This is a genomic window from Janibacter melonis (assembly GCF_003721155.3).
In the GTDB taxonomy this organism is placed as follows: Bacteria; Actinomycetota; Actinomycetes; order Actinomycetales; family Dermatophilaceae; genus Marihabitans; species Marihabitans melonis.
In genome coordinates this window covers 1,684,408-1,709,780 of the sequence record NZ_CP044548.2, presented here as the reverse complement: position 1 = coordinate 1,709,780, position 25,373 = coordinate 1,684,408, and the positions used below count along the sequence as shown (strand labels likewise).

The window sequence follows — 25,373 nt, the reverse complement described above, 5'->3', positions numbered from 1 at the left end:
CCGACGACCACCGACCCGACCCACCCGAGGAGCACCCCATGGACGGCGCCCGTCCCGTCCGCGCACCGCGCGGCACCCAGATCACCGCCCGCAGCTGGCAGACCGAGGCCCCGCTGCGGATGCTCATGAACAACCTCGACCCCGAGGTGGCCGAGCGCCCCGACGACCTCGTCGTCTACGGCGGCACCGGTCGGGCGGCGCGCAGCTGGGAGGCCTTCGACGCGATCGTCGAGACGCTGCGCGACCTGCAGCCCGACGAGACCCTCCTCGTGCAGTCCGGCAAGCCGGTCGGCGTGCTGCGGACCAACGAGTGGGCGCCGCGCGTGCTCATCGCCAACTCCAACCTCGTCGGCGACTGGGCGACGTGGCCGGAGTTCCGCAAGCTCGAGGCCGAGGGCCTGATGATGTACGGCCAGATGACCGCCGGGTCGTGGATCTACATCGCGACGCAGGGGATCCTCCAGGGCACCTTCGAGACCTTCGCCGCGGTCGCCCGTGGCCGGTTCGACGGGACGCTCGCCGGGACGATCACCCTCACCGGCGGGTGCGGCGGCATGGGCGGCGCGCAGCCGCTCGCGGTCACCCTCAACGGCGGCGTCTGCCTCGTCGTCGACGTCGACCGCTCGCGTCTGGAGCGGCGCGTCGCCAAGCGCTACCTCGACGAGATCGCCGACGACCTCGACGACGCGGTCGCCCGTGCCGAGCGGGCGAAGGGGGAGCGCCGCGCGCTGTCGATCGGCATCGTCGGCAACGCGGCGGAGGTCTTCCCGGAGATGCTGCGTCGGCACCGGGCCGGCGAGATCCGCGTCGACGTCGTCACCGACCAGACGAGCGCGCACGACCCGCTCAGTTACCTGCCCGCCGAGATCGCCGTCGACGAGTGGCAGCGCGAGGCCGAGGCCGACCCCGAGGGCTTCACGAAGAAGGCGCGCGAGTCGATGGCCGCCCAGGTGCAGGCGATGGTCGAGCTGCAGGACGAGGGCGCCGAGGTCTTCGACTACGGCAACAGCATCCGCGACGAGGCGCGCCAGGCGGGGTACGCCCGGGCCTTCGAGTTCCCCGGCTTCGTCCCGGCCTACGTGCGCCCGCTCTTCTGCGAGGGGCTCGGCCCCTTCCGCTGGGTCGCGCTCTCGGGCGACCCCGAGGACATCGCCGTCACCGACGCCGCGCTCAAGGAGCTCTTCCCCGACGACGAGCACCTGCACCGCTGGCTCGACGCGGCCGCCGAGCACGTCGAGTTCGAGGGGCTGCCGGCGCGGATCTGCTGGCTGGGTTACGGGCAGCGTCACCGGGCCGGGCTGCTCTTCAACGAGCTCGTGCGCGACGGCAAGGTCAAGGCGCCGATCGTCATCGGGCGCGACCACCTCGACTCCGGCTCGGTCGCCTCGCCGTATCGCGAGACCGAGTCGATGCTCGACGGCTCCGACGCGATCGCCGACTGGCCGCTGCTCAACGCGCTCACCGCGGCGAGCTCGGGCGCCACGTGGGTGTCGATCCACCACGGCGGGGGCGTCGGCATCGGCCGCTCCATCCACGCCGGTCAGGTGGGCGTCGCCGACGGCACCGACCTCGCCGCCGCGAAGCTCGAGCGCCTGCTCACCAACGACCCCGGCATGGGCGTCCTGCGCCACGCCGACGCCGGCTACTCGCGCGCCGTCAAGGTCGCGGAGGAGCGCGGCGTGCGGGTCCCGATGACCCCGGTGGTCCGCGACGGGGAGGGGGCGTGACCCCCTTCGTCTGGAAGGGTCGCCACGACGGGCCCGGTCCCGCGCACCGTCGGCTCTGGCACACGGTGAGCGAGCCCGGCGGGCCCGCGGACGCCGCGATCGTCGGCTTCGAGAGCGACGAAGGGGTGCGGCGCAACCGTGGTCGGGTCGGTGCGGTGGAGGGCCCGGCGGCGCTGCGCACGGCGCTGGCCTCGCTCGCCGTCCACGACGACCTCACCCTCGTCGACCACGGCGACGTCACGGTCGAGGACGACGACCTCGAGGACGCCCAGCGCCGGCTCGGTGAGGCGGTGGCCCGCGCGCGTCGTGACGCCCCGCTCACCGTCGTGCTCGGCGGCGGGCACGAGAGCGCGTACGGGAGCTATCTCGGGCTCGGCCACCCGCCGCGGCTCGGGGTGATCAACCTCGACGCCCACCTCGACCTGCGCGAGGCGGACCGGCCGACGTCGGGCACGCCCTTCCTCCAGATCGCGCGCGACCGACGCGAGCGCGGGCTCGACGTGCGCTACGCGGCGATCGGGGTGAGCACCGCGAGCAACACGACGGCCCTCTTCGACACCGCGCGCGAGATCGGCGCCCAGTGGGTGCTCGACGACGACTGCCAGGACGCGGAGGCGCCGCTCGAGCTCGTCTCCCGCTTCGTCGCCGACGTCGACGAGGTCTACCTCTCCATCGACCTCGACGTGCTGCCGGGGTCCGCGGCCCCCGGGGTGAGCGCTCCGGCCGCCCTCGGGGTGCCCCCCGTCGTCATCCAGGCGATCTGCGACGCGGTCGTCGACAGCGGCCGCCTCGTCCACCTCGACGTCACCGAGCTGTGCCCGAGGCTCGACGCCGACGCCCGGACCGCCCGGGTCGCAGCCCGGCTGATCCACCGCGTCATCACCCGCGAGACCGCCCGGCGGCGGGGCGCATGAGCGCCGGCTCGACCCTCGTCACGGGCATCGGCGAGCTCGTCACGTGCGACGGCACGGGCGACGGGGGAGCCGGCGTGCGGCGCGACCATGCGCTCGTCGTCGAGGACGGACGGGTCGCGTGGGTCGGTCCGGCTGCGTCGGCGCCCTCCGCGGACGCGGTGGTGGACGTCGAGGGCCGGTGCGTGCTGCCCGGCTTCGTCGACAGCCACGCACACCTCGTCTTCGCGGGGGACCGCTCGGCGGAGTTCGCCGCCCGGATGGCCGGCGAGCGCTACGACGGGGGCGGCATCGGGGTCTCGGTCGGGGCGACCCGGGCAGCCGGCGACGACGAGCTGAGGGCGCTCCTCGCGGGCAGGGTCGCCGAGATGCGGGCCCAGGGCACGACGACCGTCGAGGTGAAGTCCGGCTACGGGCTCACCGTCGTCGACGAGGTCCGGGCGCTGCGGCTGGCGGGGGAGGTCACGCCGGAGACGACCTATCTCGGGGCGCACGTCGTGCCCGAGGAGATGCGGGCCGACCGGTCGGCCTACGTCGACCTCGTGACGGGCGAGATGCTCGCAGCCTGCGCGCCGTACGCCCGGTGGGTCGACGTCTTCTGCGAGCCCGCGTCGCCGCACGCCTTCACGGGGGAGGAGTCGCGCGCCGTGCTCGTCGCCGGTCGGGACGCCGGTCTCGGGCTGCGGGTGCACGGCAACCAGCTGGGCCACGGCCCCGGCGTGCAGCTGGCCTGCGAGCTCGGCGCGGCGAGCGTCGACCACTGCACCTACCTGTCGACCGCCGACGTCGACGCGCTCGTCGACAGCGCGGGGACCACCACCGCGACGCTGCTCCCGGGCGTGGAGTTCTCCACCCGCTCGCCGTACCCGGACGCCCGGGCGCTCCTCGACGCCGGGGTGTCGGTCGCGCTCGCGAGCGACTGCAACCCGGGGACGTGCTTCTCGAGCTCGATGCCCTTCGTCGTCGCCCTCGCGGTGCGTGAGATGGGGATGACGCCGAGCGAGGCCGTCGTCGCGGCCACCCGGGGCGGGGCTCGCGCCCTGCGGCGTGACGACATCGGCCGGGTCGAGGTCGGGGCGCGGGCCGATCTCGCGGTCCTCGACGCGCCGAACCACCTGCACCTCAGCTATCGCGCGGGCGTGCCGCTCGCGCGGGTGCTCGAGGTCTGAGGGCGGTCGCGCCCCGGTCCTGCTCCGGGCCTGACGGGTGCCGTCGTCCTCCGCGCCGGCGGGCGGGGTCTGGCCCGCCTGGCTATGCTCGTCGCGCGCACCAGCCAGGGGGTGCCGCGCATCCGCAGGACCCCGACCCTGGCCCCGCACCAGGACCGAGGGACCCCATGCGCCACCCCCGCCGTACCGCCACCACGACCACCCTCCTCACGGCGGCGGGTCTCGTCGCCGCGCTGGGGCTGGCCGCTCCCGCGACCGCCGACCCCGCGCCGGCCCGCGTGCCGGCGCAGGCCACGACGCCGCCGGACCCCGGCGGCAGCGGCGAGCACAGCGAGACGACGACGGGAGTGGTCCCTCCCTTCGTCGCCCCGTCGCACACGGGCCCGGCCCGCAGCGTCGACGGCACGGCGCGCTCCACCGCGGGCCTGCCGGCGAGCGGCCTGCCGACACGGCTCAGCTCCCGCAGCACGAGCTTCGGGTCGAGCTTCAGCGGGTCGGTCTTCGACACGAGCAGCGGGTCGCGCATCTGGAGCAAGCAGGCGACGAAGGCGCTGCGTCCCGGCTCGACGATGAAGCTGCTCACCGCGACGACCGCGCTGCGCACCTTCGGCACCCGGCACCGCTTCGTCACCCCGGTGCTGCGGGCCGGCAGCCGCGGGGACTACGTCTACCTCAAGGGCGTCGGCGACCCGACGGTGAGCAGCTACCGCCTCGACCAGATGGCGGCGTCGACCGCCTACCAGCTGAAGAAGCGGGGGATCCGCTCGATCTCGCTGCGGGTCGACGACACGCTCTTCCCCGCACCGCGCAACGCGACCGGGTGGGAGGCCTCGGACGTCGGGCAGTGGGTGACGCCCGTGCGCGCGCTCGTGCACGACGGCCGGATGGTCTCCGACACCTCGATGGACGCGGGCGACCGCTTCCGCTCCGAGCTGCGCTCGCGGGGGATCAGCGTGCGCGACCTGCGCCGCGGCGCGACCGCGTCGGGTGCTCAGCAGATCGCGTCCGGCCGCTCGCCCGAGCTGCGCACGATCGTGGGCGACATGCTGCGCGTCAGCCACAACGACTACGCCGAGAAGCTGCTCTGGGCCTCCGGCATGAAGGCCGGCACCTCGCGCACCTGGGCCGGTGTCACGTCCTACTCGCGCTCGCAAGTGGCCGGGTACGGCGTGTCGACCTACGGCTCCGTCATCGCCGACGGCTCCGGACTGTCGCGCTCGGACCGGCTGACGAGCCACACGCTCGCCCAGCTCGTCCTCGCGCTGCGCAAGCACCCCTCGCTCGGACCGGTGATCTTCGCCGACGCCTCCCTGCCGATCGCGGGCCGGACCGGCACGCTGCAGAACCGCTTCGAGACCGCGCCGGCGTCGTGCGCCGTCGGTCGGGTGCGGGCGAAGACCGGGTCGTTGCGCGACGCGGGCGCCATGGCCGGCATCGCGAAGGGCACCGACGGCAAGGAGCGCGTCTTCGCGGTCGTGAGCAACGGTCAGCCCTACGACGCCGACCTGCGCGGGCGCATCGACGCGCTCGTCGCGACGACGACCCTGTGCATGTGACGACGTGCGCATGTGACGACCGCGCGCGTGTGACGACCGTGCGCTGAGACCGGCGTGCGGGCGGGCCGGGGACGGCCTGCGGCGTCGGGTCAGCCTGCGTCGGCCACGTCCGGACGGCTGTCCCGTCGGGTCCGTGGGGCGAGGTCGAGGTCCAGCTCGGCGCGGCCGAGATCGCCGGCGGCGGAGTCGAGCTCCTCTCCCAGCGAGCGCGGTCGGGAGTCGTCGGTGCCCACGAGCTCGGGCGCGCTCAGCGGGCGGGGGGCCGCCGTCGAGGGCTCGAGCTCGTCGATCGCCTGGGTCGACAGGCCCATCTCGGCGATCCGCCGGGCGGAGACGAAGACCCTCGTCTCGAGGGTGCCCACCATCGCGTTGTAGCTCTCCACGCTCTTCGTCAGCTGGCGGCCGAGCGCGCTCGTGCGCTCGCCGAGGGTCGACAGGCGCTGGTAGAGCTCGCGACCGAGGGCGAGCAGGTCCTGCGCGCTGCGCGTCAGCGCGTCCTGCTGCCACCCGTAGGCCACGGTGCGCAGCAGGGCGAGGAGCGTGCCGGGGGAGGCGAGCACGACGTGCGCCCGCATCGCCTCCTCGTGCAGACCCGGGTCGCGGGCCAGGGCCGCCGACAGGGTCGCCTCCGACGGGACGAAGCACACGACCATCTCGGGCGAGGGCTCGAAGGCCGACCAGTACTGCTTGCCGGACAGGACGCGCACGTGTCCTCGCAGGGCGGCGACGTGCCGACGGAGGAGCCGCTCGTGCTCGGCCGGGTCGACACCCTCGCCCTGGGCCGCGAGCCAGTCGCTCATCGGGGCCTTCGCGTCGACGACGAGGTGCTTGCCCCCGGGCAGGCGCACGACGACGTCGGGGCGCACCGCGCCGCCGTCGGGGGTCGTGCCCCGGGCCTGCTCGTCGAAGTCGCAGCGGGCGAGCATGCCGGAGACCTCGAGGACCCGGCGCAGCTGGGTCTCGCCCCACGCGCCGCGCACCGACGAGACGCGCAGCGACGACGCGAGCGAGCTCGCCTCGTCGGAGACGCGCCGGGTGCTCGTCTCGACCCGGCCGAGGACCTCGCGCACCGTGGCGAACTGGTCGACCCGGTCGCGCTCGAGGGTCTCGACCTGGGTCGCCACGCGGCGCAGCGCGTCCTGCATCGGGCGCAGGGTCGCGGCGGTCTGGGCGTCCTCGGACAGGCTCGCCTCGAGGTCGACGACGCGTGCTCGCAGCACGTCGCGCTCCGCGCTCGCGGCGGCCAGGCCCTCGCGGGTCGCCGACCCGTCCTCGGCCGCGCGGGCGCGCACGCCGGCCACCTCGGAGCGGGTCAGGCCCCAGAGGGTCGCCGCACCGAGGAGCACGCCGAGCACGGTGCCGAGGAGCAGGGCGGTGATGTCCATGGCGTCACCCAACCACCGCCCTCCGACAGCCGGGGTCCGCCCGGGGCGCGACGCGCCGGCGCGGGTAGCCTCGCAGCATGACTCGTGACGAGCCCCGCGAGGAGGAGGTGAAGGCCTCCGCCCCGCGCCCCGACCTCAGCACGGAGTCCGGTCAGCTCGCCTTCATCCAGGTCCTCAACGACCGGCTGCCGACCAAGCGGCTCATCGCCCAGGGCCTGCTGCGCAACGAGCGCGGCGAGGTGCTCCTGTGCGAGCTCGTCTACAAGAGCGCGTGGGACCTGCCCGGCGGGGTCGTCGACCCGGGGGAGTCCCCGGCCACCTGCGTCCATCGCGAGGTCACCGAGGAGCTCGGTCTCGACCTGCCCGTCGGGTCCCTCGCCGCGGTCAACTGGCTGCCGCCCTACCGCGGGTGGGACGACGCCCTGCTCCTCCTCTTCGACCTCGGCACCGTCGACTCCGCGCTCATGGAGCGTGCGGTGCTCCAGCCCCGCGAGATCCGGGCGGTCCACTGGGTCGCACCGGACGACCTCGCGGACCACGTCGCGCCGTACACGGTCGAGATGATCCGGCAGGTCGCGACGCCCGGCCCGACCCGCTACCTGGAGAACTCGCAGGACCGCTGAGGACGCCCTCGGGCGACCCCGACCGAGGGCCGCACCGGCCCCGGCGCGAAGGGGTGGGCAGGACCTCCCTTCGCCCGCCGGTAGACTCCTGTCCCCGTGGCACTCACCATCGGAATCGTCGGTCTCCCCAACGTCGGCAAGTCGACGATGTTCAACGCTCTGACGAAGAACAACGTCCTCGCCGCGAACTACCCCTTCGCGACCATCGAGCCGAACGTCGGCGTCGTCCCTCTGCCGGACCCCCGGCTCGAGCGGCTCGCCGAGATCCACGGCTCCGAGAAGATCCTCCCCGCGACGGTCTCCTTCGTCGACATCGCCGGCATCGTGCGCGGCGCGTCCGAGGGCGAGGGGCTGGGCAACAAGTTCCTTGCGAACATCCGTGAGGCCGACGCGATCTGCCAGGTGGTGCGCGCCTTCGAGGACGGCGACGTCGTCCACGTCGACGGCAAGGTCTCGCCCGAGTCCGACATCGAGACGATCCACACCGAGCTCATCCTCGCCGACCTCCAGACCCTCGAGAAGGCCGTCGTGCGCCTCGAGAAGGAGGCCCGCATCAAGAAGGAGTCCAAGCCGCTCCACGAGAACGCGCTCGCCGCGCAGAAGGTCCTCGAGGAGGGCAAGACCCTCTACGCCGCGGGCGAGGCCGCGGGCGTCGACCTCGACGAGGCGCGCTCGCTCGGGCTGCTGACGACCAAGCCCTTCATCTACGTCTTCAACCTCGACGAGGACCAGCTGACCGACGACGCGCTGAAGACCTCGCTCGCCGCGCTCGTCGCGCCGGCGGACGCCGTCTTCCTCAACGCCAAGCTCGAGATGGACCTCATGGACATGTCCCCCGAGGACGCCCAGGAGATGCTCGAGGGCTTCGGCGCGACCGAGTCGGGTCTGGACCAGCTCGCGCGCACCGGCTTCCACACGCTGGGGCTGCAGACCTACCTCACGGCCGGCCCGAAGGAGTCACGCGCCTGGACGATCGGTCAGGGCTGGACCGCGCCGCAGGCGGCTGGGGTCATCCACACCGACTTCCAGCGCGGGTTCATCAAGGCCGAGATCGTCTCCTTCGAGGACCTCGACACCCTCGGCACGATGCAGAAGGCCAAGGAGGCCGGCAAGGTGCGCATGGAGGGCAAGGACTACGTCATGCAGGACGGCGACGTCGTGGAGTTCCGCTTCAACGTCTGATCCCGTCGATCGGGCGAAGGGGCGAGGATCGGCGCATGCCTGAGGTTCTCTTCTCCCGTGGGACCTGGATGCCGGCCGTCGTCGACGACGACGGCCGCCTGCTCCTCGACGTCGTCGGCGGGGCCGACGCGCTGCACGGCCCGCGGACCTTCACCGTCCCGGTGACGCACGAGCACGCCGAGGTCGTGCGCATGAGCGTGCGCCGTCACCTGCTGCTCTACGCCGCCCTGCTGCCGCTGTGCTACGACGCCGGTGTCGCCGGGCCGTGGGACGAGGAGGCGGCGGCAGCGCTGCTGGATCCCGTGCTGCTCGGCACCCCGCAGGAGGTCGACGAGACGCTGCGCCGGGCCCGGGTCGACCGGCGCGTCCTCGTCGCCCATCACGTGAGCCTGCAGCTGCTCAAGTCCCGTCGCTACTACGAGGCGGCGCAGTCGGCGACGGCGGAGTCGGACTGGGCCAGGGTCCGCAAGCACCTCGGCGTCTGAGACCAGCGGCGCTCGCGGACCAGCCGCCTCAGAAGGGTGGGTCCGCCCCCGGGACGGGGGGCGAGGCCAGGGCGAGCTCGTCGTCACCTCGCCCGCCCGCAGGTGCCTCGTGGGCAGGGGTCCCTGGTGTCGAGGCCCCCGGTGCGGTCGGCTGTCGTGTCACGGGCTCTGGTGACGTCTCTGGCGCTCCGGGCTCCAACTCCGAGGCCCACGGCTCCGATCTCGCTCTCGCGGGTCTCGATCTCGCGGGTCTCGATCTCTCAGGCGCCCGTCTCGCAGGCGCTGGCCTCTCGACCGCCCACGTCCGGGGCCACGTCACCCGGCTCGTCCCTCCTGGCGCCGTCCAGGTCGCCCGACCCTCGGCGTCGAGCTCGTAGCCCCACCGCGGGTGCTGCTTGAGCCGGTGGTGGCGCCGGCACAGGGAGCCGAGGTTGCGCGAGGAGGTCTCTCCCAGGGGCCAGGCCTGCGCGTGGTCGAGGTCGCACTGCACCGCTGGGCGGGTGCACCCCCACATCCGGCAGGTCCCGTCGCGGGTCTGCACGAGCCGACGCAGCCCCGGACGGGGGACGTACCCGGGCTGGGGCTGACCGGACGCGACGACATGACCCTCGTCTGCGTCGAGGAGCACCCGGGCCAGCTCGTGGTCATCGCTCCGACGGATCGCGTCGACGACCTCGGCGGGGATCCAGCCCGCGCCCGGCACCTCGACGCCGCCGAGGCGCACGCTGCGGGTGTCCTCGCCGTCGAGCCGCACGCCACGGACGTCCTCGCCGCCGGGCCGCATACCTGGGGTGGCTCCTCGCACGGACCCAGCGGGCTCGCCCCCTTCGCCCCCGCCGGTGGGGGCGGACGCCGTGCGGTCCGGCCCGGCGCAAGCACCGGTCATCACGGGCACGGTGAGGTCGAGCCGCGTACGCACCTCGACCCCTCGAAGTGCGAGGTCGACGAAGGCCTGAGCCCGCGCTGCGCCGAGGCGCAGTCCCGGCTCGTCGCGCACCGCCCGGGCGGCGAGGTCCTCGACCGCTGCATAGACGACGACGGCGAGCTCCGTCGGCAGGACCGCCGAGACGACGCTCGTCCCGAGCGGGCCGGGGTCGAGGTGCACGTCGGTGCGGTCGCGACGGTTCTGCGCCGCGCGCCGCTCGAGGATGCCCTCGTCGACGTTCATCAGCACCCGGCGACAGGCCCGCGCGAGCTCGCGGTGCTCGAGCGCGACGAGCCGCGAGTGCTCGCTGCCGCGCTTCTGGGCAAGGACGTGCGCGACGACGGCCGCGACGGCCTCGGGTGACGCGTCGCGCGTCTCCGTGGCGACGAGCTGCACCGTCCGCTCGGGCACCTCGCCCGCCACGAGAGGCGCGACGAGAGCAGCGAGGTCGCTCGACAGGCGCGCAGCCAGGCGGCACCTGCGGTCGGCGACGGCGATCGAGCAGTCGAGCGTCATCGCGGCCTCGTCGCCGCAGAAGTCGGCGGTCGCCCCGTCGGGCAGCCGGATCTCGCCCGCACCCGACGGGTCCCGCTCGCGCCGGGACAGCTCGGCGAGCAGCGCGAGCTCAGCCGCGTCGGCGGCCCGCCGGGCGCGCTCGACAGCGACGAGCATCTCGGCGAGATCGGAGGTCGCGATCGACCCGCCGACGACCTCCGCCGTGGCCGCGCACGCCCCGAACCCCAACCGGGCCTGCTCCGCGAATCTCATGGCGTCGTCGAACATGTGTACGAATATACGAGCCCCACCGACAGCCCACGGCAGCCCAGGGCAGCCCACCGACAGCCCACGACGCCGCCCGCCGCCGACCGTGGTCAGCCCTACCCCCTGTCCCCACCCGCCCCTACGCTGAGCCCATGACCGACCTCGTGCTCACCGTCACCGCCGACGACCGCGCCGGCCTGGTCTCGCGCCTCGCCCAGGTCGTCGCCGACCGCGGCGGCAGCTGGACGACGAGCTCGATGGCCCATCTGGCCGGCACCTTCGCCGGGGTCGTCCTCGTCTCCGTGCCCGCTGAGGGCGTGGCCCCCCTTCGCTCCGCCCTCGAGGGTCTGGCCGCCGACGGCATCACGGTCGTCGTCCGCGAGACCCAGCCGCAGCCGGCCACGGCGGGGGAGCCGACCCTGCTCCACCTCGTCGGCCAGGACCGCCCGGGCATCGTCGCCCAGGTCTCCGCCGCGATCGCGTCCGCCGGCGTCGGCATCGAGGAGATGCAGACGGCGACGAGCGAGGCGCCGATGGCGGGCGGTCTGCTCTTCGAGGTCCGGGCGCGGCTCGTCGTCCCCGAGGGGGCCGGCGTCCCGCTGCGCGAGCGCCTCGAGGCCATCGCCGACGAGCTCATGGTCGACCTCGACCTCGCCGACCCCGTCACCACCTGACGCCGACCCCGTCGCGACCCTCCGCCGAGCCCCGACTGGCCTTCTCCGCCCCGGCCCGGCACAGTAGGAGGCAAGCCGCGCACCGCGGCGACCGGACGAGGTCACGTACCCGGATCGCGACAAGACGTGTCGTCGAAGGAGTCGTGCCATGCCCTGGGTCGTCCTCATCATCTCCGGTGTCCTCGAAGCCGTCTGGGCCACCGCTCTCGGCCGCTCGGAGGGCCTGAGCAAGCCCGTCCCGACGACGGTCTTCGCCGTCGCGCTCCTCGCGAGCATGGGCGGTCTCGCCTACGCCATGCGCGACCTGCCGACGGGCACCGCCTACGCGGTGTGGGTGGGCGTCGGCGCCTCCCTCACGGTGATCTACGGCATGGCGACCGGCGCAGAGACCGCCTCGGTCGCCAAGATGCTGCTCATCGCCGGCCTCGTCGGCTGCATCATCGGCCTCAAGCTCGTGAGCGACGGCGGCCACTGACCCGACCGGGGGCGAAGGGGTGGCCCCCAGCCCCGCGGGCGGGTTGACTGAGCCCATGAGCCAGCCCCAGGTGATCTCCGCCAGCCGCGAGATCGACGCCCCCGCCGCCACCGTCTTCGAGCTCGTCGCCGACCCCGCCCAGCACGCGAGCTGGGACGGCAACGACAACGTCGTCGAGCTCGTGCGCGGCGGCCGGGTCCGGGCGACCGGCGAGGTCTTCGCGATGCGCACGACGAAGGGCAACGTCCGGGACAACCGCGTCGTCGTCTTCGAGGAGGGTCGGCTCATCGCGTGGCGGCCGGGCGACGACGGCGGCGAGCCCGCCGGTCACGAGTGGCGCTGGGAGGTCGAGCCGCTCGGCGAGGGCCGCTGCCGTGCGACCCACACCTACGACTGGCGCGAGCTCACCGACGAGCGCCGCCGTGCGCGAGCGGAGTCCACGACCGAGCGCAACCTCAGCGCCTCGCTCGACAAGCTCGCGCAGCGCGCCGAGGCCGCCGGCGGTACACCTCAGGCCTGACCGGACTCCACGAGCTCGGTCCACAGGTCCTGCCGGGCGGCGGGGTCGGTGAGCAGGTGCAGGTCGAGCTCGCGGCTCATCCGCTCGAAGACCGCGCGCCCGCGCGTGCTCGTGCCGTGGCGGTCCAGGCGCGGCGAGTACGTCGCGAGCCCGAAGCGGCCGGGGATCGCCCCGACGAGCACGCCGGAGACCCCGCTCTTGGCGGGGATGCCGATCTCCGACATCCAGTCGCCCGCGGAGTCGTACATGCCGCACGTCGTCATGACGCTCAGCGCCTGGCGGCTCGAGGCGACCGAGAGCACGCGCTCGCCGGTGATCGGCTGGCGCCCGCCGGTGGCCAGCGTCGCCGCCATGACGGCGAGGTCGCGCGTGGTGACGAGCACCGAGCACTGCCGGATGTAGCCCTGCACGACGTCGCGCGGGTCGTCCTCCATCACCCCTTCGCCGCGGAGCATGTGCGCGATGGCGAGGTTGCGGTGGGCAGCGGCGAGCTCCTCCTCCGCAGCCTGCTCGTCGAGCGTGAGCTCGCGCCCGGCGAGCCGGGACAGGCCCTCGAGGACGAGCCGGTCGCGGTCCTCCCAGCTCGAGCTCGGGCCACCGACCATGCCGTGCACGACGAGCGCACCGGCGTTGATCATCGGGTTCCGCGGCCGCTTCGTCTCCGGCTCGACGGAGAGCACGTCGAAGGCCTCTCCGGAGGGCTCGACGTCGACCCGCTCCATGACCTCCTCGACGCCGTACTCGTCGAGGACGAGCGCGTAGACGAAGGCCTTGGCGACGGACTGGATGGTCATCTCGTGCTCGGAGTCGCCGGAGTCGAAGATCTCGCCCTCGGTCGTGCACAGGGCGACGCCGAGACGGTCGGGGTCGGCCTCGGCGAGCGCCGACGGGACCCCGTGCACCTCGCCGCCTGAGTCCTCCCGCACCGCGTCGAGGGTGGAGGAGAGGTATTCGGCGAAGGAGCGGGTCACCGGCCCCACACTATGCGCGGGCCTGCCGGGTCCCCCCACCGCACTAGCCTGCCCGCCATGAGCGTGCAGCCAGCCACCGTCCCCGGGTGGGACGAGTACTTCCTCGGCATCGCGACGGCTGTCGCCGCCCGGGCGAAGTGCACCCGGCGCCGGGTGGGCGCCGTCCTCACCATCGAGCACCGGATCATCGCGACCGGCTACAACGGCGCCGCGCCGGGGGAGCCGGACTGCCTCCAGGGGGCCTGCCCTCGGGGCGCGCTCGACTACGAGACCGTGCCGGGCCTGGGCGACTACGACCGCCCCGGCACCCCCGGCTTCTGCATCGCGATCCACGCGGAGGTCAACGCGCTGCTCTTCGCCACCCGTGACACGAAGGGGGCGACGGCCTACATCACCGACCCGCCGTGCCCGGGCTGCCGCAAGGCGCTCGCCGCGGCCGGGATCGTGCGCGCCGTCTGGCCCGGGGGAGAGCACGACAGAAACTCGCTGACAACCTGGGCGTGAGCCGCCCACCGGTGCCACCATGAGGCATGAGCACCGCAGCAGAGCACCAGAGCACTCCAGCAGGCGCCGTCGTCGTCGCGGTCGACGGCACGAGCAAGGACGAGGCGGTGCTCGCCTGGGCGGCCCGCTCCGCCCAGCGACGAGGCACGTCGTTGCACGTCGTGAGCGTCGCGGACATCGGGGTGTCCGCCTTCGGGGGACCTGAGTCAGCGGGGGCGGGGGCGGTCGTCGACCAGCTCCTCGCGGGTGCCGACGCGACCGTCACCGACGCCCTCGAGCGCATCGCCCAGATCGCCCCGGACGTGCCCGTCACCTCGCAGTCGCTCACCGGGAGCCCCTCGCGCGTCCTCGTCGACGCCGCCGAGCAGGCCGCCATCGTCGTCGTCGGGTCGAGCCGGGCGAGCCGCCTCGAGCGGGTCGTCCTCGGCAGCGTCTCGGCCGCCGTCATCCAGCACGCGAGCGCTCCCGTCGTCCTCGTCCCCGAGGGCTCGGGCGCGGGCCCGGCCCGCGTCGTCGTCGGCGTCGACGGCAGCTCGCACTCCCGGGCCGCGGCCCGCTCCGCGCTCGACGTCGCCCGGCACGCCGGCGCCCCGGTCCTCGTCCTCACCGCCTGGCGGGTCGAGGTCGTCGACGGAGTCGTCGTCACCGAGCCCGGCACGCCCGCGTGGGAGCAGGTGGAGACCCGGTACCGCAAGGTCGCCGAGGGCGTCCTCGCCGAGGCCCGCGCCGACGTCGAGCACGGCATGACGACGGCGCCGGGCATCGAGGCCAAGGCCCAGGGGATGCCCGAGGTGAGCGTCGAGGTGCGCCGCGGGCGCGCCGCCGACGTCCTGCTCGACGAGGTGTGCGACGAGGACCTCATCGTCGTCGGCACTCGCGGGCGCGGCGGCTTCCGGGGTCTGCTCCTCGGCTCGGTGAGCCAGCGGGTGCTCGAGGCCGCGCCCTGCCCGGTCCTCGTCACCCGCGGCTGAGCCGACGGCGAAGATCGTCGGTGTGTTTCGTCCTCGCGCGGCGTCCCATCGGACATCGTGGGCGTCGTGAGTGACACCCTGCCCTCGGACCTCGTCGACCTGGCCCACGCGAAGGGGGTCTCGACCGAGTACTGGGACTGGAAGGGCGTGCACACCCACATCCCGCAGGACGCCCTGCGCCAGGTGCTCACGGCGCTCGGCGAGGACGTCTCCGACGACGACGCGGTGCGCGGCTCCCTTCGCCGGACCCGGCAGGCGCCCTGGCGGCGCACGCTGCCCGCGACGGTCGTCGCCCGTACGTCGCACCCCTACCGACTGGCGGTCCACGTGCAGCACGGCCGCGCGGTGCGGGTGCACGTCGAGCTCGAAGGGGGAGGCCGTCTCGACCTCGACCAGGTGCCCCACGACGTGGCGCCGGTCGAGGTCGACGGGGTGCTCGTCGGCGAGGCCGCCTTCGAGATCCCCGCGGGCCTGCCCCTGGGCTACCACGAGCTCGTGGCCGAGGTGGAGGGCGAGGACGCCCTGCCGGACCCGACGACCCGACGGGCGACCTTCGTCGCCGTCCCCGACGCCCTCGAGCTGCCGGCCGGTCTCGACGAGCGGGCCGCGACCGGTCTGACCACCCAGCTCTACCAGGTGCGCTCCGAGACCTCCTGGGGCCTGGGCGACCTCGGGGTGCTGCGCGAGCTGTCGCGGTGGGCCGCCCGGGAGCACGGTCACGACTTCGTCCTCGTCAACCCGCTGCACGCGGCCGAGCCGGTCGCGCCGGTCGAGCCCTCGCCGTACCTGCCGACCTCGCGCCGTTTCGTCAGCCCCCTCTACGTCGACATCGCGACCCTGCCCGACCTCGACCGGCTCGAGCCCGGGACGCGGGCCAGGATCGACGACCTCGCCGCCGAGGCGGCGCCGCTCAACCGCACCGACGTCCTCGACCGCGACGCGAGCTGGGCGCTGCGCCACCAGGCGCTGCGCATCGCCTACGCCGAGCTCGGCCCGCTGCACGCGCAGCGGATGCAGCCCTGGTACGAGGCCGAGGGCGAGGGGCTGCTCCTCTTCGCGACGTGGTGGGTCGTCGCCCAGGTGCACGGGCCCCACTTCGCCACCGACTGGCCGGCCGAGCTGCGCGACCCGGCCTCGCCCGCGGTCGCGGACTTCCAGCGTGCGCACACGGGCGAGATCAGCTTCGCCTGCTGGGTCCAGTGGGTGCTCCAGGAGCAGCTCGCGGCGGCCCAGGAGGCCGCCGTGGACGCGGGCATGCGGCTCGGGGTCGTCCACGACCTCGCCGTCGGCATCCACCCGAAGGGGGCCGACGCGTGGGCCCTCGGCGACGCGCTCGCCCGCGGGGTGACCGTCGGGGCGCCGCCGGACCAGTTCAACCAGCGTGGCCAGGACTGGTCGCAGCCGCCGTGGCGCCCCGACCGTCTCGCCGAGCTCGGGTACGCGCCCTACCGCGACATGATCCGCGCCGTGCTGCGCGACGCCGGGGGAGTGCGGGTCGACCACGTCATCGGGCTCTTCCGTCTGTGGTGGATCCCCGTGGGCCACGCGCCGACCGACGGGGCCTACGTGCGCTACGACCACGAGGCGATGATCGGCATCCTCGCGCTCGAGGCGCACCGGGCCGGCGCCGTCGTCGTCGGCGAGGACCTCGGGGTCGTCGAGCCCTGGGTGCGCGAGTACCTGCTCCAGCGCGGGGTGCTCGGCACGAGCATCGTGTGGTTCGAGCAGGGCGAGGACGGACGTCCGCTCCCGCCGCAGGACTACCGCCGCCTGTGCCTGGCCTCGGTGACGACGCACGACCTGCCGCCCACGGCGGGCTACCTCGAGCTGCGGCACGTCGAGCTGCGCGACGGGCTCGGGCTGCTCACCCGGTCGATGGAGGAGGAGCTCGCCGCCGAGCGCGACACGGTCGCGACGATGGAGGAGGCGCTCGTCGAGGCAGGGCATCTCGCCCCCGAGCGCCGGGGCGACGTGCCCGAGGTCGTCGCCGCGCTCCACCGCTGGCTGGCCGCCACCCCGTCGGTCCTGCGCGGCGTCGCCCTCACCGATCTCGTCGGCGACACGCGGACGATCAACCAGCCCGGCACCGACGAGGAGTACCCGAACTGGCGGCTCCCGCTCGCCGACGCGCAGGGCCGCCCGCTGACCCTCGAGGACGTCGTCGCCGGGGCCGGCGATCCTGTCTGACGAGTCACCCCTGAGGGTGACGGACGGGTCACAGTTGGGTCTCGACACCTCCACGACCGTGGCGCAACCGACTTCTCATCAGTTGAGATTGCCCCTGCAGCGACGACCGTGCTGCGACCAAGACCGGACTCGGTCCGGGGAGTCCGCCAACGTGGCGGCTTATTCGTAGGAGGACATCTATGCGAGTCAACTCTCGCGCGATGGCCATTGCCGGAATCTCCGCAGCCGCGCTCGTCGCGACTGCGTGCGGCGGTGGCGACAGCAGCTCGGACAGCGGCAGTGGCGGGGGCGAGGGCCAGGCTGGCGGTTCCTTCTCGATCCACGGCTGCACCCCGCAGAACCCGCTCGTGCCGGGTAACACCAACGAGACCTGCGGTGGCAACATCCTCGACGCCGTCACGGCGAAGCTGGTCCACTACAACCCCGAGACCGCCGAGCCCGAGAACGACCTCGCCGAGTCCATCGAGACCGAGGACAACCAGACCTTCACCGTCAAGCTCAAGGAGGGCCGCAAGTTCTCCGACGGGACCGACGTCACCGCCAAGAGCTTCGTCGACGCGTGGAACTGGAACCGCGCCGGCAAGAACGCCACCCTCTCCTCCTACTTCTTCGACGTCATCGACGGCGCGGCCGACATGGACTGCGGCACGAAGAAGGAGAAGGACAAGGAGTCCGGCGAGATGGTCGACGTCCCGGACTGCGAGGGCAGCCCGGCCAAGGCCGACGAGATGTCGGGCCTGAAGGTCGTCGACGACACCACCTTCACCATCAAGACCACCGAGAAGGTCTCGAACCTCCCGGTCCGCCTGGGTTACACCGCCTTCGCGCCGCTCCCCGAGTCCTTCTTCGAGGACGACGGCAAGGCCTTCGGCGACAAGCCGGTCGGCGCCGGCCCGTACATGGTCAAGACCTACGACAAGGGCCAGCAGGTCGTGCTCGAGAAGAACCCGGAGTACACGGGCGACTTCGCGGGCAACGCCGACGAGGTGACCTTCAAGTTCTACCAGGACACCGACGCCGCCTATAAGGACGTGCAGGCGGGCACGCTGGACATCCTCGACCAGCTCCCCACCTCGGCTCTCGCGGGCAAGAAGTACGAGGGCGACCTGCCCGACCGCACCGAGCAGAAGGCGACCGGCGTCTTCCAGTCGATCAGCTTCCCCTCGCCGAAGGCCGACAAGACCTTCGAGGACAACCTCGAGCTGCGCAAGGCCATCTCCATGGCCATCGACCGCGACACGATCATCGACAAGATCTTCGCGGGCACCCGTCAGCCGGCCACCGGCTGGGTCTCCCCGGCCGTCGACGGCTACAAGGAGGGTGCGTGCGGCGACGCGTGCACCTACGACAAGGCCAAGGCCAAGGAGATGTTCGACCAGGCCGGCGGCTACGACGGCACGATCACCATCTCCTACAACGCCGACGGTGACCACAAGGCGTGGGTCGACGCGACCTGCTCCTCGATCACCGACGCCCTCGGCGTGAAGTGCGTCGGCAAGTCCTACCCGGACTTCGCCACGATGCGCGCGCTCGTCACCGACAAGAAGATGAAGGGCCTCTTCCGCACCGGCTGGCAGATGGACTACCCGTCCATCGAGAACTTCCTCGCCCCGCTGTACGGCACGGGCGCCGGTTCCAACGACGGTGACTACTCCTCGGAGAAGTTCGACACCCTCCTCAAGGAGGCCGCTGCCGGCGAGGACGCCGAGGCCGCGAACACCAAGTACCAGGAGGCGGAGGCCGAGCTGGCCAACGGCTTCCCGGTCATCCCGCTCTGGTACGGCCAGGCCATCGCCGGCTGGAGCGACAAGGTGGACAACGTCAAGCTGACCCCCTTCGGCACCATCGACGTGGCGACTGTCACGGTCAAGTGACGTAACCTGCGGCGGCGTCCCCCACACCCGGGGGGCGCCGCCGCAGGCGCGCCCTCGCTGACGCGGGCGCGCCGAGCACAGGAAGAAGAGACGATGACGAAGTTCGTCCTGAGGCGACTGCTGCAGATGCTGCCGGTCGCGCTCATCGCGATGTTCTTGATCTACTGGATGGTCTTCGCCCTACCGGGTGATCCCACGGCCAACAAGTGCGGAGACAAGCCGTGCTCGCCAGAGTTCATCGCGCAGTTCCGCAAGGAGAACAACCTCGACGACCCGTTGCTGCTGCAGTACGTCAAGTACCTCGGCAACGTCGTCCGCGGTGATCTCGGCACCACCTACCAGGACCTCGACGTGGCCTCCGAGCTCGCGAGCCGCTTCAAGGTGACCGCCAAGCTGGCCCTCATCGCGCTCGGCTTCGAGTTCGTCGTCGGTGTCCTCGCCGGCGTCCTCGCCGGCATCCGCAAGGGCGGCTTCGTCGACAGCCTCGTGCTCGTCTCGACGCTCTTCGTCATCGCGATCCCGAGCTTCGTGCTCGGCTCGGTCGCCCAGACGGCCTTCGGCGTGAAGCTGCAGATCTTCCCGGTGACCGTGAGCTCGCAGGCGACCTTCTACGAGCTCCTCCTGCCCGGCCTCGTCCTCGGGTCCCTCTCGCTGGCCTACGTCGCGCGACTCACCCGCACGAGCCTCGTCGAGAACCTGCGCGCCGACTACGTGCGCACCGCGACCGCGAAGGGCCTGACCCGGAACCGCGTCATCGGCGTCCACACCCTGCGCAACTCGCTCATCCCGGTCGTCACCTTCGCCGGCGCCGACTTCGGCGCCCTGCTCGGCGGCGCGATCGTCACGGAGGCGATCTTCAACATCCCCGGTGTCGGCGGCTTCATCGCGAACGCGGTCCGCGTCCGTGACGGCGTCTCCGTCGTCGGGTCGGTGACCGCGCTCGTGCTCGTCTACCTGCTCATGAACCTGCTCGTCGACCTTCTCTACGGCGTGCTCGACCCGAGGATCAGCAATGACTGAGGCCACTCACGAGATGCTCGTGCGCCAGGACACCCCCGAGGGGGGCGACGTCGACGAGTCCCGCTCGCTGCTGTCCGACGGCTGGCGTCAGCTGCGCCGCAACTGGATCTTCTGGGCCTCGCTGGTCCTCATCACGGCCTTCATCCTCATGGCCGTCTTCCCCTCGCTGCTGACCAGCCAGGATCCGGGCGCCTCCGGCGCGCTCAAGGACAGCCACCTGCCCCCGAGCAGCGAGCACCTCTTCGGCACGAACCTCCAGGGCCGTGACGTCCTCGCCCGGTGCATCTACGGCGCCCGCGCCTCGATCCTCGTCGGCGTGCTCACGACGCTCGCGACCCTGACCGTCGGCTCGGTCATCGGGATCCTCGCCGGCTACTTCGGCGGGATCTTCGACACGATCTTCATGCGGGTGACGGACATCTTCTTCGCCATCCCGCTGCTGCTCGGCGGCATCCTCTTCATGTCGACCTTCCCCAACGAGGTCGACAGCGGCTACTTCGCCGTCGTCCTCAAGGTCGTCATCGCCCTGTCGATCCTCGGCTGGCCGAGCGTCGCCCGCCTCATGCGCGGCTCCGCGCTGCAGGTCAAGCCCAACGACTACGTCCAGGCCGCCCGCGCCCTGGGCGCCAGCCCCTGGCGGATCATCCGCTCGCACGTCCTGCCAAACGCGATGGCCCCGGTCATCGTCGTGTCGATGATCAACCTCGGTGCGTACATCGCCGCCGAGGCGACCCTGTCCTTCCTCGGCATCGGCCTGGCCGAGCCCGCGGTCTCCTGGGGCATCGACATCTCCGGCTCGCTGGACTACATCCGCGTCGCGTGGTGGCCGCTCGTCTTCCCCAGCCTCTTCCTGAGCCTGGCCGTGCTGGCCTTCATCATGCTCGGCGACGCCGTGCGCGACGCCTTCGACCCGAGGAGCCGATGACCATGGCACGTACCCGTACCGCCCCCACCACGGGGAACGACTTCACCCCTGTCGACGGCAAGCTCCTCGAGGTCGACGACCTCCACGTCGAGTTCGTCACCGACGACGGCGTCGCCAAGGCGATCAACGGCGTGAACTTCAGCCTCGAGGCCGGCAAGACCCTCGCCATCCTCGGCGAGTCCGGCTCGGGCAAGTCCGTGACCGCCCAGGCGATCATGGGCATCCTCCCGATGCCCCCGGGCCGCATCGCCGGTGGCGCCATCCGCTACTGCGGCGAGGACCTGCTGACCATGCCGGAGGACCGTCGCCGCAGCACCCGCGGCCCGGAGATCTCGATGGTCTTCCAGGACGCGCTGAGCGCGCTCAACCCGGTCTTCCCGGTGGGCTGGCAGATCGGCGAGATGTTCCGCAAGCACCGCGGGATGAACAAGTCCGACGCCTACGACGAGGCCGTGCGCCTCATGGAGCGGGTCAACATCCCCGCGGCCCGCGAGCGCGTCAAGGCCTACCCGCACCAGTTCAGCGGCGGCATGCGTCAGCGCATCATGATCGCCATGGCGATCGCCCTGGACCCCAAGGTGCTCATCGCCGACGAGCCGACCACCGCCCTCGACGTCACCGTCCAGGCGCAGATCATGGAGCTGCTCGAGGAGCTGCAGGCCGAGTACAACATGGGCCTGATCCTCATCACCCACGACCTCGGCGTCGTCGCCGACGTCGCGGACCGCATCGCCGTGATGTACGCCGGGCGCATCGTCGAAGAGGCGGACGTCCACGACATCTACGCCAACCCGGCGCACCCGTACACCAAGGGCCTGCTGGAGTCGATCCCGCGCCTGGACCAGAAGGGCCAGGAGCTCGCGGCGATCGGTGGCCTGCCGCCGAACCTCATGCGGATCCCGAGCGGCTGCGCCTTCCACCCGCGCTGCGTGCTCGCCCGGGAGAACTGCGTCCAGGAGCGCCCGCCGCTGGAGCCGGTCGGCCTCAACCGGGCTGCGGCCTGCCACTACTCGCAGGAGGTCCTCAATGCCTGACGACAGCGACATCATCCTCAAGGCCCGAGGCCTGAAGAAGCACTACCCGATCAAGGGCGGCGTCCTGCAGCGCACCGTCGGCGCCGTCAAGGCCGTCGACGGGGTCGACTTCGACCTGCGTCGCGGCGAGACGCTCGGCATCGTCGGCGAGTCCGGCTGCGGCAAGTCCACGCTCGGCCGGCTGCTCATGCGTCTCGAGGAGCCCACCGAGGGCACCGTCGAGTTTGAGGGCGTCGAGATGCACTCGCTCAAGGGCGCCGCGATGCGCAAGATGCGTCGCGACATCCAGATCGTCTTCCAGGACCCGTACACCTCGCTCAACCCGCGGCGCACGGTCGGCGACATCATCGGCGAGACCTTCGACATCCACCCGGACGTCGTGCCGAAGAAGGGGCGCCGGGCGCGGGTGCAGGAGCTGCTCGACCTCGTCGGGCTCAACCCCGAGCACATCAACCGCTACCCGCACCAGTTCTCGGGCGGTCAGCGTCAGCGCATCGGCATCGCCCGGGGCATCGCGCTCAACCCGAAGGTGCTCATCTGCGACGAGCCGGTCTCCGCGCTCGACGTGTCGGTGCAGGCGCAGGTCATCAACCTCATGGAGAAGCTGCAGCGCGAGCTCAACCTCTCCTACGTCTTCATCGCCCACGACCTCTCGGTCGTGCGCCACATCTCTGACCGGGTCGGGGTCATGTACCTCGGCCGCATGGTCGAGATCGGCGACGAGGACGAGGTCTACAGCCGGCCGACGCACCCGTACACGCAGGCGCTGCTCTCCGCGGTGCCGGTGCCGGACCCGACGCTGCGCGGCAAGCGTGACCAGATCACGCTCACCGGTGACGTGCCCTCGCCGGCGAACCCGCCGAAGGGCTGCCACTTCCACACGCGGTGCTGGCGAGCCCAGGACCTGTGCCGTGAGGAGACCCCGCTGCTCGAGATCCGACCCGACGGCGAGGGCGGCCACCTCTCGCGCTGCCACTTCGCCGAGGTGCGCGAGGTCATCGCCACCGAGGACGTCCGTGCGAGCGAGCACTCGACGCTCTTCGGCACCGGCATCGTCGACGTCGACCCGGACGACCAGGCGGGCATCGCGCCCGACCGCGACGAGCCCGACACCCCGGCTGACGACGTCGACCGTGACCCGGCGCGGGTCGACGAGCGACCTGGCTCCGACTCTCGAGAGCTCGGCGCCTGAGCGTCGACGTCGCCCCGCACGAACGAAGGGGGCCGGTCACCGTGAGGTGACCGGCCCCCTTCGTCGTGCTCGGGGGAGACGTCCTACGAGAAGGGGATCTCGTCGGTGATCGCGGCCGCCTCGGCGTCGCGGAGGGCCTGGGGCTTGTCCTCGACGACGGTCTCGACGGCGTGGCGCTGGATCTCGCCGCGCTCGATCTCCTCGGCGAAGTGGCAGGCGACCTTGTGCCCCGCGGGGACGCCGTCGACCTCGACGACCCGCAGCTGAGGCCGCTCGTCGTCGCAGCGGGTCTCCTGACGCCACGGGCAGCGCGTGTGGAAGCGGCAGCCGCTCGGCGGGGCAGCGGGGGAGGGGAGGTCGCCGCTGAGCAGGATCTGCTCGCGGGAGTCCTCGACGACCGGGTCCGGGACGGGCACCGCCGACAGCAGCGCCCGCGTGTACGGGTGCAGCGGCTGGGCGTAGAGGTCGTCGGCGTCGGCCTCCTCGACGAGACCGCCGAGGTACATCACCCCGACGCGGTCGGAGATGTGCCGCACGACCGCGAGGTCGTGGGCGATGACGAGGTAGGTCAGGCCGTACTCCTCCTGGAGGTCGGACAGGAGGTTGATGACCTGCGCCTGCACCGAGACGTCGAGCGCCGAGACCGGCTCGTCGGCGACGACGAGCTCGGGGTTGACCGACAGCGCCCGGGCGATGCCGATGCGCTGGCGCTGGCCCCCGGAGAACTCGTGCGGGTACTTCTTCAGCGCGGCGGCGGGCAGGCCGACGTCGGAGAGCAGCTGCTTCAGGCGCGGAGCCGCCTCCTTCGCGTCCTTGACGATCCCGTGCGCCTGCATGCCCTCGACGAGGAGCGACTCGACGCTCTGCCGCGGGTCCAGGCTGCCCATGGGGTCCTGGAAGACCATCTGCAGGTCCTGGCGGCGCCGGCGCAGCGCGTCGCCGCGCAGGTCGGTGAGCGCCTCGCCGTCGAAGGTGACGGTGCCCTCGGTGATCTCCTCGAGCGCGAGGATCGCGCGCCCCATCGTCGACTTGCCGCAGCCGGACTCGCCGACGAGCCCGTAGGTCTCGCCGCGCCGGATCTGCAGGTCGACACCGTCGACGGCGTAGACGTGACCGACGGTCTTGTCGAAGATCACGCCCCGCTTGATGGGGAAGTGGACCTTCAGGCCCTGGACGTCGACGAGGACGTCGCCGTCCTTCCCCTTCGTCCGGGTGCCGTCCGTGCTCGTCGTGGACCGCGCGCTCATCGGGTCACCTCCGTCGTCTGCTCCGCCGGCGAGGGCTCGCCGTGGAGGGGGTTGAAGCAGCGCACGACGCGGGCGTCGCGCTCGGCGAGACCGGGGGTCTCCTCGCGGCACCGGTCCACGGCGTTGGAGCAGCGCGGCGCGAAGGCGCACGCGCTCGTCCACGGCAGGTTGTCGGCGACCGACCCGGGCACCGGGTTGAGCCGCTCGCCGCGAGCGCTCTCGAGACCGGGGACGGACGCGAGGAGGCCACCGGTGTAGGGGTGGCGCGGCTCGGCGAAGAGCGGGTGACGGTCGCCGCGCTCGACGAGCCGGCCGCCGTAGAGGACGTTGACCTCGTCGCACAGGCCGGCGACGACGCCGAGGTCGTGGGTGATCATGATGAGCGCGGTGCCCATCTCCTGCACGAGGTCGCGCAGCAGGGTGAGGATCTGCGCCTGGATCGTCACGTCGAGGGCCGTCGTCGGCTCGTCGGCGATGAGCAGGCGCGGCTCGCAGGCCAGCGCCATCGCGATGAGCGCGCGCTGGCGCATACCGCCCGAGAGCTGGTGCGGGTACTCGGAGAGACGACGCTCGGGGTCGGGGATGCCGACCTTGGCGAGCATGTCGCGGGCGAGCGGGCGGGCGGCCTTCTTCGACAGGCCCTTGTGCCGCTCGAGGACCTCGGTGACCTGGCGCCCGATCGGCACGACGGGGTTGAGCGAGGACAGCGGGTCCTGGAAGATCATGCCGATCTCCTGGCCGCGCCGGTCGCGCATCGCCTTGTCCGAGAGCGTCAGCAGGTCGGTGCCCTCGAAGTCGACCGTGCCCGTCACGGTGTTGCCGCGAGCGGGCAGCAGGCCCATGATCGCCAGCGAGGTCACGGACTTGCCGCAGCCGGACTCGCCGACGAGGCCGACGGTCTGACCGGGGGAGACGTCGAAGCTCAGCCCGTCGACCGCGGTGAAGGGCTGCTCGCCGGAGCGGGTGAAGGTCACGGTGAGGTCCCGCACGGACAGCAGCGGGGTCGCGCCGCCACCGGTGGGGCGGGGGTGCTGGGTGCTCGTCGCCGTCATGG

Annotated in this window: 23 protein-coding genes and 1 riboswitch; of the genes, 18 read left to right on the top strand and 5 right to left on the bottom strand. The window is 72.5% G+C overall.

Annotated features, from left to right (window positions below):
- Positions 1 to 38 precede the first annotated feature (38 nt).
- The 4 genes from hutU (at position 39) to dacB (ending at position 5,363) form a co-directional block, all read left to right on the top strand.
- Positions 39 to 1,727, top strand: coding sequence for a urocanate hydratase (gene hutU, locus EEW87_RS07990; RefSeq protein WP_123092204.1), 1,689 nt, complete (start codon positions 39 to 41; stop codon positions 1,725 to 1,727).
- Positions 1,724 to 2,641, top strand: coding sequence for a formimidoylglutamase (gene hutG / locus EEW87_RS07985; RefSeq protein ID WP_123092203.1), 918 nt, complete (start codon positions 1,724 to 1,726; stop codon positions 2,639 to 2,641). Before hutU ends, hutG begins: the two co-directional genes overlap by 4 nt.
- Complete coding sequence (hutI, locus tag EEW87_RS07980; protein WP_123092202.1) at positions 2,638 to 3,807, top strand: imidazolonepropionase; 1,170 nt, start codon at positions 2,638 to 2,640, stop codon at positions 3,805 to 3,807. Before hutG ends, hutI begins: the two co-directional genes overlap by 4 nt.
- A 167-nt stretch (positions 3,808 to 3,974) precedes the next feature.
- Positions 3,975 to 5,363 (top strand): D-alanyl-D-alanine carboxypeptidase/D-alanyl-D-alanine endopeptidase, encoded by a 1,389-nt coding sequence (gene dacB / locus EEW87_RS07975; RefSeq protein ID WP_123092201.1) that lies wholly within the window; start codon positions 3,975 to 3,977, stop codon positions 5,361 to 5,363.
- Between the two features lie 89 nt (positions 5,364 to 5,452).
- Here the strand turns inward: dacB and EEW87_RS07970 are convergent, their stop codons facing one another.
- Positions 5,453 to 6,748, bottom strand: coding sequence for a DNA recombination protein RmuC (locus EEW87_RS07970; protein WP_123092200.1), 1,296 nt, complete (start codon positions 6,746 to 6,748; stop codon positions 5,453 to 5,455).
- A 77-nt stretch (positions 6,749 to 6,825) separates the two neighbouring features.
- On the opposite strand from EEW87_RS07970, the gene EEW87_RS07965 reads away from it, so the two are divergent.
- The 3 genes from EEW87_RS07965 to EEW87_RS07955 all read left to right on the top strand — a co-directional run bounded on the left by EEW87_RS07965 (position 6,826) and on the right by EEW87_RS07955 (position 9,038).
- Complete coding sequence (locus tag EEW87_RS07965) at positions 6,826 to 7,371, top strand: NUDIX domain-containing protein (protein ID WP_123092199.1); 546 nt, start codon at positions 6,826 to 6,828, stop codon at positions 7,369 to 7,371.
- 96 nt (positions 7,372 to 7,467) lie between these two features.
- Positions 7,468 to 8,553, top strand: coding sequence for a redox-regulated ATPase YchF (gene ychF / locus EEW87_RS07960; RefSeq protein ID WP_123092198.1), 1,086 nt, complete (start codon positions 7,468 to 7,470; stop codon positions 8,551 to 8,553).
- A gap of 35 nt (positions 8,554 to 8,588) precedes the next feature.
- Positions 8,589 to 9,038: a DUF6357 family protein gene (locus EEW87_RS07955; protein ID WP_148041585.1), complete on the top strand. Its 450-nt coding sequence runs from the start codon at positions 8,589 to 8,591 to the stop codon at positions 9,036 to 9,038.
- 28 nt (positions 9,039 to 9,066) lie between these two features.
- Here EEW87_RS07955 and EEW87_RS07950 read toward each other — a convergent pair whose 3' ends face one another.
- A complete protein-coding gene (locus EEW87_RS07950) occupies positions 9,067 to 10,746 on the bottom strand; it encodes an HNH endonuclease signature motif containing protein (protein ID WP_123092196.1) in 1,680 nt (559 codons plus the stop codon).
- Between the two features lie 131 nt (positions 10,747 to 10,877).
- On the opposite strand from EEW87_RS07950, the gene EEW87_RS07945 reads away from it, so the two are divergent.
- The 3 genes from EEW87_RS07945 to EEW87_RS07935 all read left to right on the top strand — a co-directional run bounded on the left by EEW87_RS07945 (position 10,878) and on the right by EEW87_RS07935 (position 12,394).
- Positions 10,878 to 11,399, top strand: a complete 522-nt coding sequence (locus tag EEW87_RS07945) for a glycine cleavage system transcriptional repressor (RefSeq protein ID WP_123092195.1) — start codon at positions 10,878 to 10,880, stop codon at positions 11,397 to 11,399.
- Positions 11,400 to 11,468: 69 nt separating this feature from the next.
- Positions 11,469 to 11,533, top strand: a riboswitch (guanidine-III (ykkC-III) riboswitch).
- A 14-nt stretch (positions 11,534 to 11,547) separates the two neighbouring features.
- Positions 11,548 to 11,874, top strand: a complete 327-nt coding sequence (locus EEW87_RS07940) for a DMT family transporter (protein ID WP_123092194.1) — start codon at positions 11,548 to 11,550, stop codon at positions 11,872 to 11,874.
- 55 nt (positions 11,875 to 11,929) lie between these two features.
- Positions 11,930 to 12,394, top strand: coding sequence for an SRPBCC family protein (locus tag EEW87_RS07935; protein ID WP_123092193.1), 465 nt, complete (start codon positions 11,930 to 11,932; stop codon positions 12,392 to 12,394).
- Here the strand turns inward: EEW87_RS07935 and glsA are convergent.
- The gene (gene glsA / locus EEW87_RS07930; protein ID WP_163562399.1) at positions 12,385 to 13,365 is read right to left on the bottom strand and encodes a glutaminase A; all 981 of its coding nucleotides are present in this window, start codon (positions 13,363 to 13,365) and stop codon (positions 12,385 to 12,387) included. The genes EEW87_RS07935 and glsA overlap by 10 nt on opposite strands.
- Positions 13,366 to 13,422: 57 nt before the next feature.
- On the opposite strand from glsA, the gene EEW87_RS07925 reads away from it, so the two are divergent.
- The 8 genes from EEW87_RS07925 (at position 13,423) to EEW87_RS07890 (ending at position 23,072) form a co-directional block, all read left to right on the top strand.
- On the top strand, positions 13,423 to 13,869 hold the full coding sequence (locus tag EEW87_RS07925) for a deoxycytidylate deaminase (RefSeq protein WP_123092373.1): 447 nt from the start codon (positions 13,423 to 13,425) through the stop codon (positions 13,867 to 13,869).
- A 26-nt stretch (positions 13,870 to 13,895) separates the two neighbouring features.
- A complete protein-coding gene (locus tag EEW87_RS07920; RefSeq protein ID WP_123092191.1) occupies positions 13,896 to 14,840 on the top strand; it encodes a universal stress protein in 945 nt (314 codons plus the stop codon).
- Between the two features lie 66 nt (positions 14,841 to 14,906).
- The gene (gene malQ, locus EEW87_RS07915; protein ID WP_123092372.1) at positions 14,907 to 17,027 is read left to right on the top strand and encodes a 4-alpha-glucanotransferase; all 2,121 of its coding nucleotides are present in this window, start codon (positions 14,907 to 14,909) and stop codon (positions 17,025 to 17,027) included.
- 200 nt (positions 17,028 to 17,227) lie between these two features.
- Complete coding sequence (locus EEW87_RS07910) at positions 17,228 to 18,901, top strand: peptide ABC transporter substrate-binding protein (RefSeq protein ID WP_224766799.1); 1,674 nt, start codon at positions 17,228 to 17,230, stop codon at positions 18,899 to 18,901.
- Between the two features lie 93 nt (positions 18,902 to 18,994).
- Positions 18,995 to 19,921, top strand: coding sequence for an ABC transporter permease (locus EEW87_RS07905; protein WP_123092190.1), 927 nt, complete (start codon positions 18,995 to 18,997; stop codon positions 19,919 to 19,921).
- A complete protein-coding gene (locus EEW87_RS07900) occupies positions 19,914 to 20,846 on the top strand; it encodes an ABC transporter permease (protein ID WP_123092189.1) in 933 nt (310 codons plus the stop codon). The genes EEW87_RS07905 and EEW87_RS07900 overlap by 8 nt, the downstream gene beginning before the upstream one ends.
- Positions 20,847 to 20,848: 2 nt before the next feature.
- Positions 20,849 to 21,880, top strand: coding sequence for an ABC transporter ATP-binding protein (locus EEW87_RS07895; RefSeq protein ID WP_225985134.1), 1,032 nt, complete (start codon positions 20,849 to 20,851; stop codon positions 21,878 to 21,880).
- On the top strand, positions 21,873 to 23,072 hold the full coding sequence (locus tag EEW87_RS07890) for an ABC transporter ATP-binding protein (protein WP_123092187.1): 1,200 nt from the start codon (positions 21,873 to 21,875) through the stop codon (positions 23,070 to 23,072). Before EEW87_RS07895 ends, EEW87_RS07890 begins: the two co-directional genes overlap by 8 nt.
- Before the next feature lie 83 nt (positions 23,073 to 23,155).
- On the opposite strand, the gene EEW87_RS07885 is transcribed toward EEW87_RS07890, so the two are convergent.
- Positions 23,156 to 24,319, bottom strand: coding sequence for an ABC transporter ATP-binding protein (locus EEW87_RS07885; RefSeq protein ID WP_123092186.1), 1,164 nt, complete (start codon positions 24,317 to 24,319; stop codon positions 23,156 to 23,158).
- On the bottom strand, positions 24,316 to 25,371 hold the full coding sequence (locus EEW87_RS07880; RefSeq protein ID WP_123092185.1) for an ABC transporter ATP-binding protein: 1,056 nt from the start codon (positions 25,369 to 25,371) through the stop codon (positions 24,316 to 24,318). The genes EEW87_RS07885 and EEW87_RS07880 overlap by 4 nt, the downstream gene beginning before the upstream one ends.
- Between the last annotated feature and the right edge of the window lie 2 nt (positions 25,372 to 25,373).

Coding starts and splice junctions, on each gene's coding strand:
- hutU (WP_123092204.1), top strand. CDS start 39: ATGGACGGCGCCCGTCCCGTCCGCGCACCGCGCGGCACCCAGATCACC.
- hutI (WP_123092202.1), top strand. CDS start 2,638: ATGAGCGCCGGCTCGACCCTCGTCACGGGCATCGGCGAGCTCGTCACG.
- dacB (WP_123092201.1), top strand. CDS start 3,975: ATGCGCCACCCCCGCCGTACCGCCACCACGACCACCCTCCTCACGGCG.
- EEW87_RS07970 (WP_123092200.1), bottom strand. CDS start 6,748: ATGGACATCACCGCCCTGCTCCTCGGCACCGTGCTCGGCGTGCTCCTC.
- EEW87_RS07965 (WP_123092199.1), top strand. CDS start 6,826: ATGACTCGTGACGAGCCCCGCGAGGAGGAGGTGAAGGCCTCCGCCCCG.
- EEW87_RS07955 (WP_148041585.1), top strand. CDS start 8,589: ATGCCTGAGGTTCTCTTCTCCCGTGGGACCTGGATGCCGGCCGTCGTC.
- EEW87_RS07950 (WP_123092196.1), bottom strand. CDS start 10,746: ATGTTCGACGACGCCATGAGATTCGCGGAGCAGGCCCGGTTGGGGTTC.
- EEW87_RS07945 (WP_123092195.1), top strand. CDS start 10,878: ATGACCGACCTCGTGCTCACCGTCACCGCCGACGACCGCGCCGGCCTG.
- EEW87_RS07940 (WP_123092194.1), top strand. CDS start 11,548: ATGCCCTGGGTCGTCCTCATCATCTCCGGTGTCCTCGAAGCCGTCTGG.
- EEW87_RS07935 (WP_123092193.1), top strand. CDS start 11,930: ATGAGCCAGCCCCAGGTGATCTCCGCCAGCCGCGAGATCGACGCCCCC.
- EEW87_RS07925 (WP_123092373.1), top strand. CDS start 13,423: ATGAGCGTGCAGCCAGCCACCGTCCCCGGGTGGGACGAGTACTTCCTC.
- EEW87_RS07920 (WP_123092191.1), top strand. CDS start 13,896: ATGAGCACCGCAGCAGAGCACCAGAGCACTCCAGCAGGCGCCGTCGTC.
- EEW87_RS07910 (WP_224766799.1), top strand. CDS start 17,228: ATGGCCATTGCCGGAATCTCCGCAGCCGCGCTCGTCGCGACTGCGTGC.
- EEW87_RS07905 (WP_123092190.1), top strand. CDS start 18,995: ATGACGAAGTTCGTCCTGAGGCGACTGCTGCAGATGCTGCCGGTCGCG.
- EEW87_RS07900 (WP_123092189.1), top strand. CDS start 19,914: ATGACTGAGGCCACTCACGAGATGCTCGTGCGCCAGGACACCCCCGAG.
- EEW87_RS07895 (WP_225985134.1), top strand. CDS start 20,849: ATGGCACGTACCCGTACCGCCCCCACCACGGGGAACGACTTCACCCCT.
- EEW87_RS07890 (WP_123092187.1), top strand. CDS start 21,873: ATGCCTGACGACAGCGACATCATCCTCAAGGCCCGAGGCCTGAAGAAG.
- EEW87_RS07885 (WP_123092186.1), bottom strand. CDS start 24,319: ATGAGCGCGCGGTCCACGACGAGCACGGACGGCACCCGGACGAAGGGG.
- EEW87_RS07880 (WP_123092185.1), bottom strand. CDS start 25,371: ATGACGGCGACGAGCACCCAGCACCCCCGCCCCACCGGTGGCGGCGCG.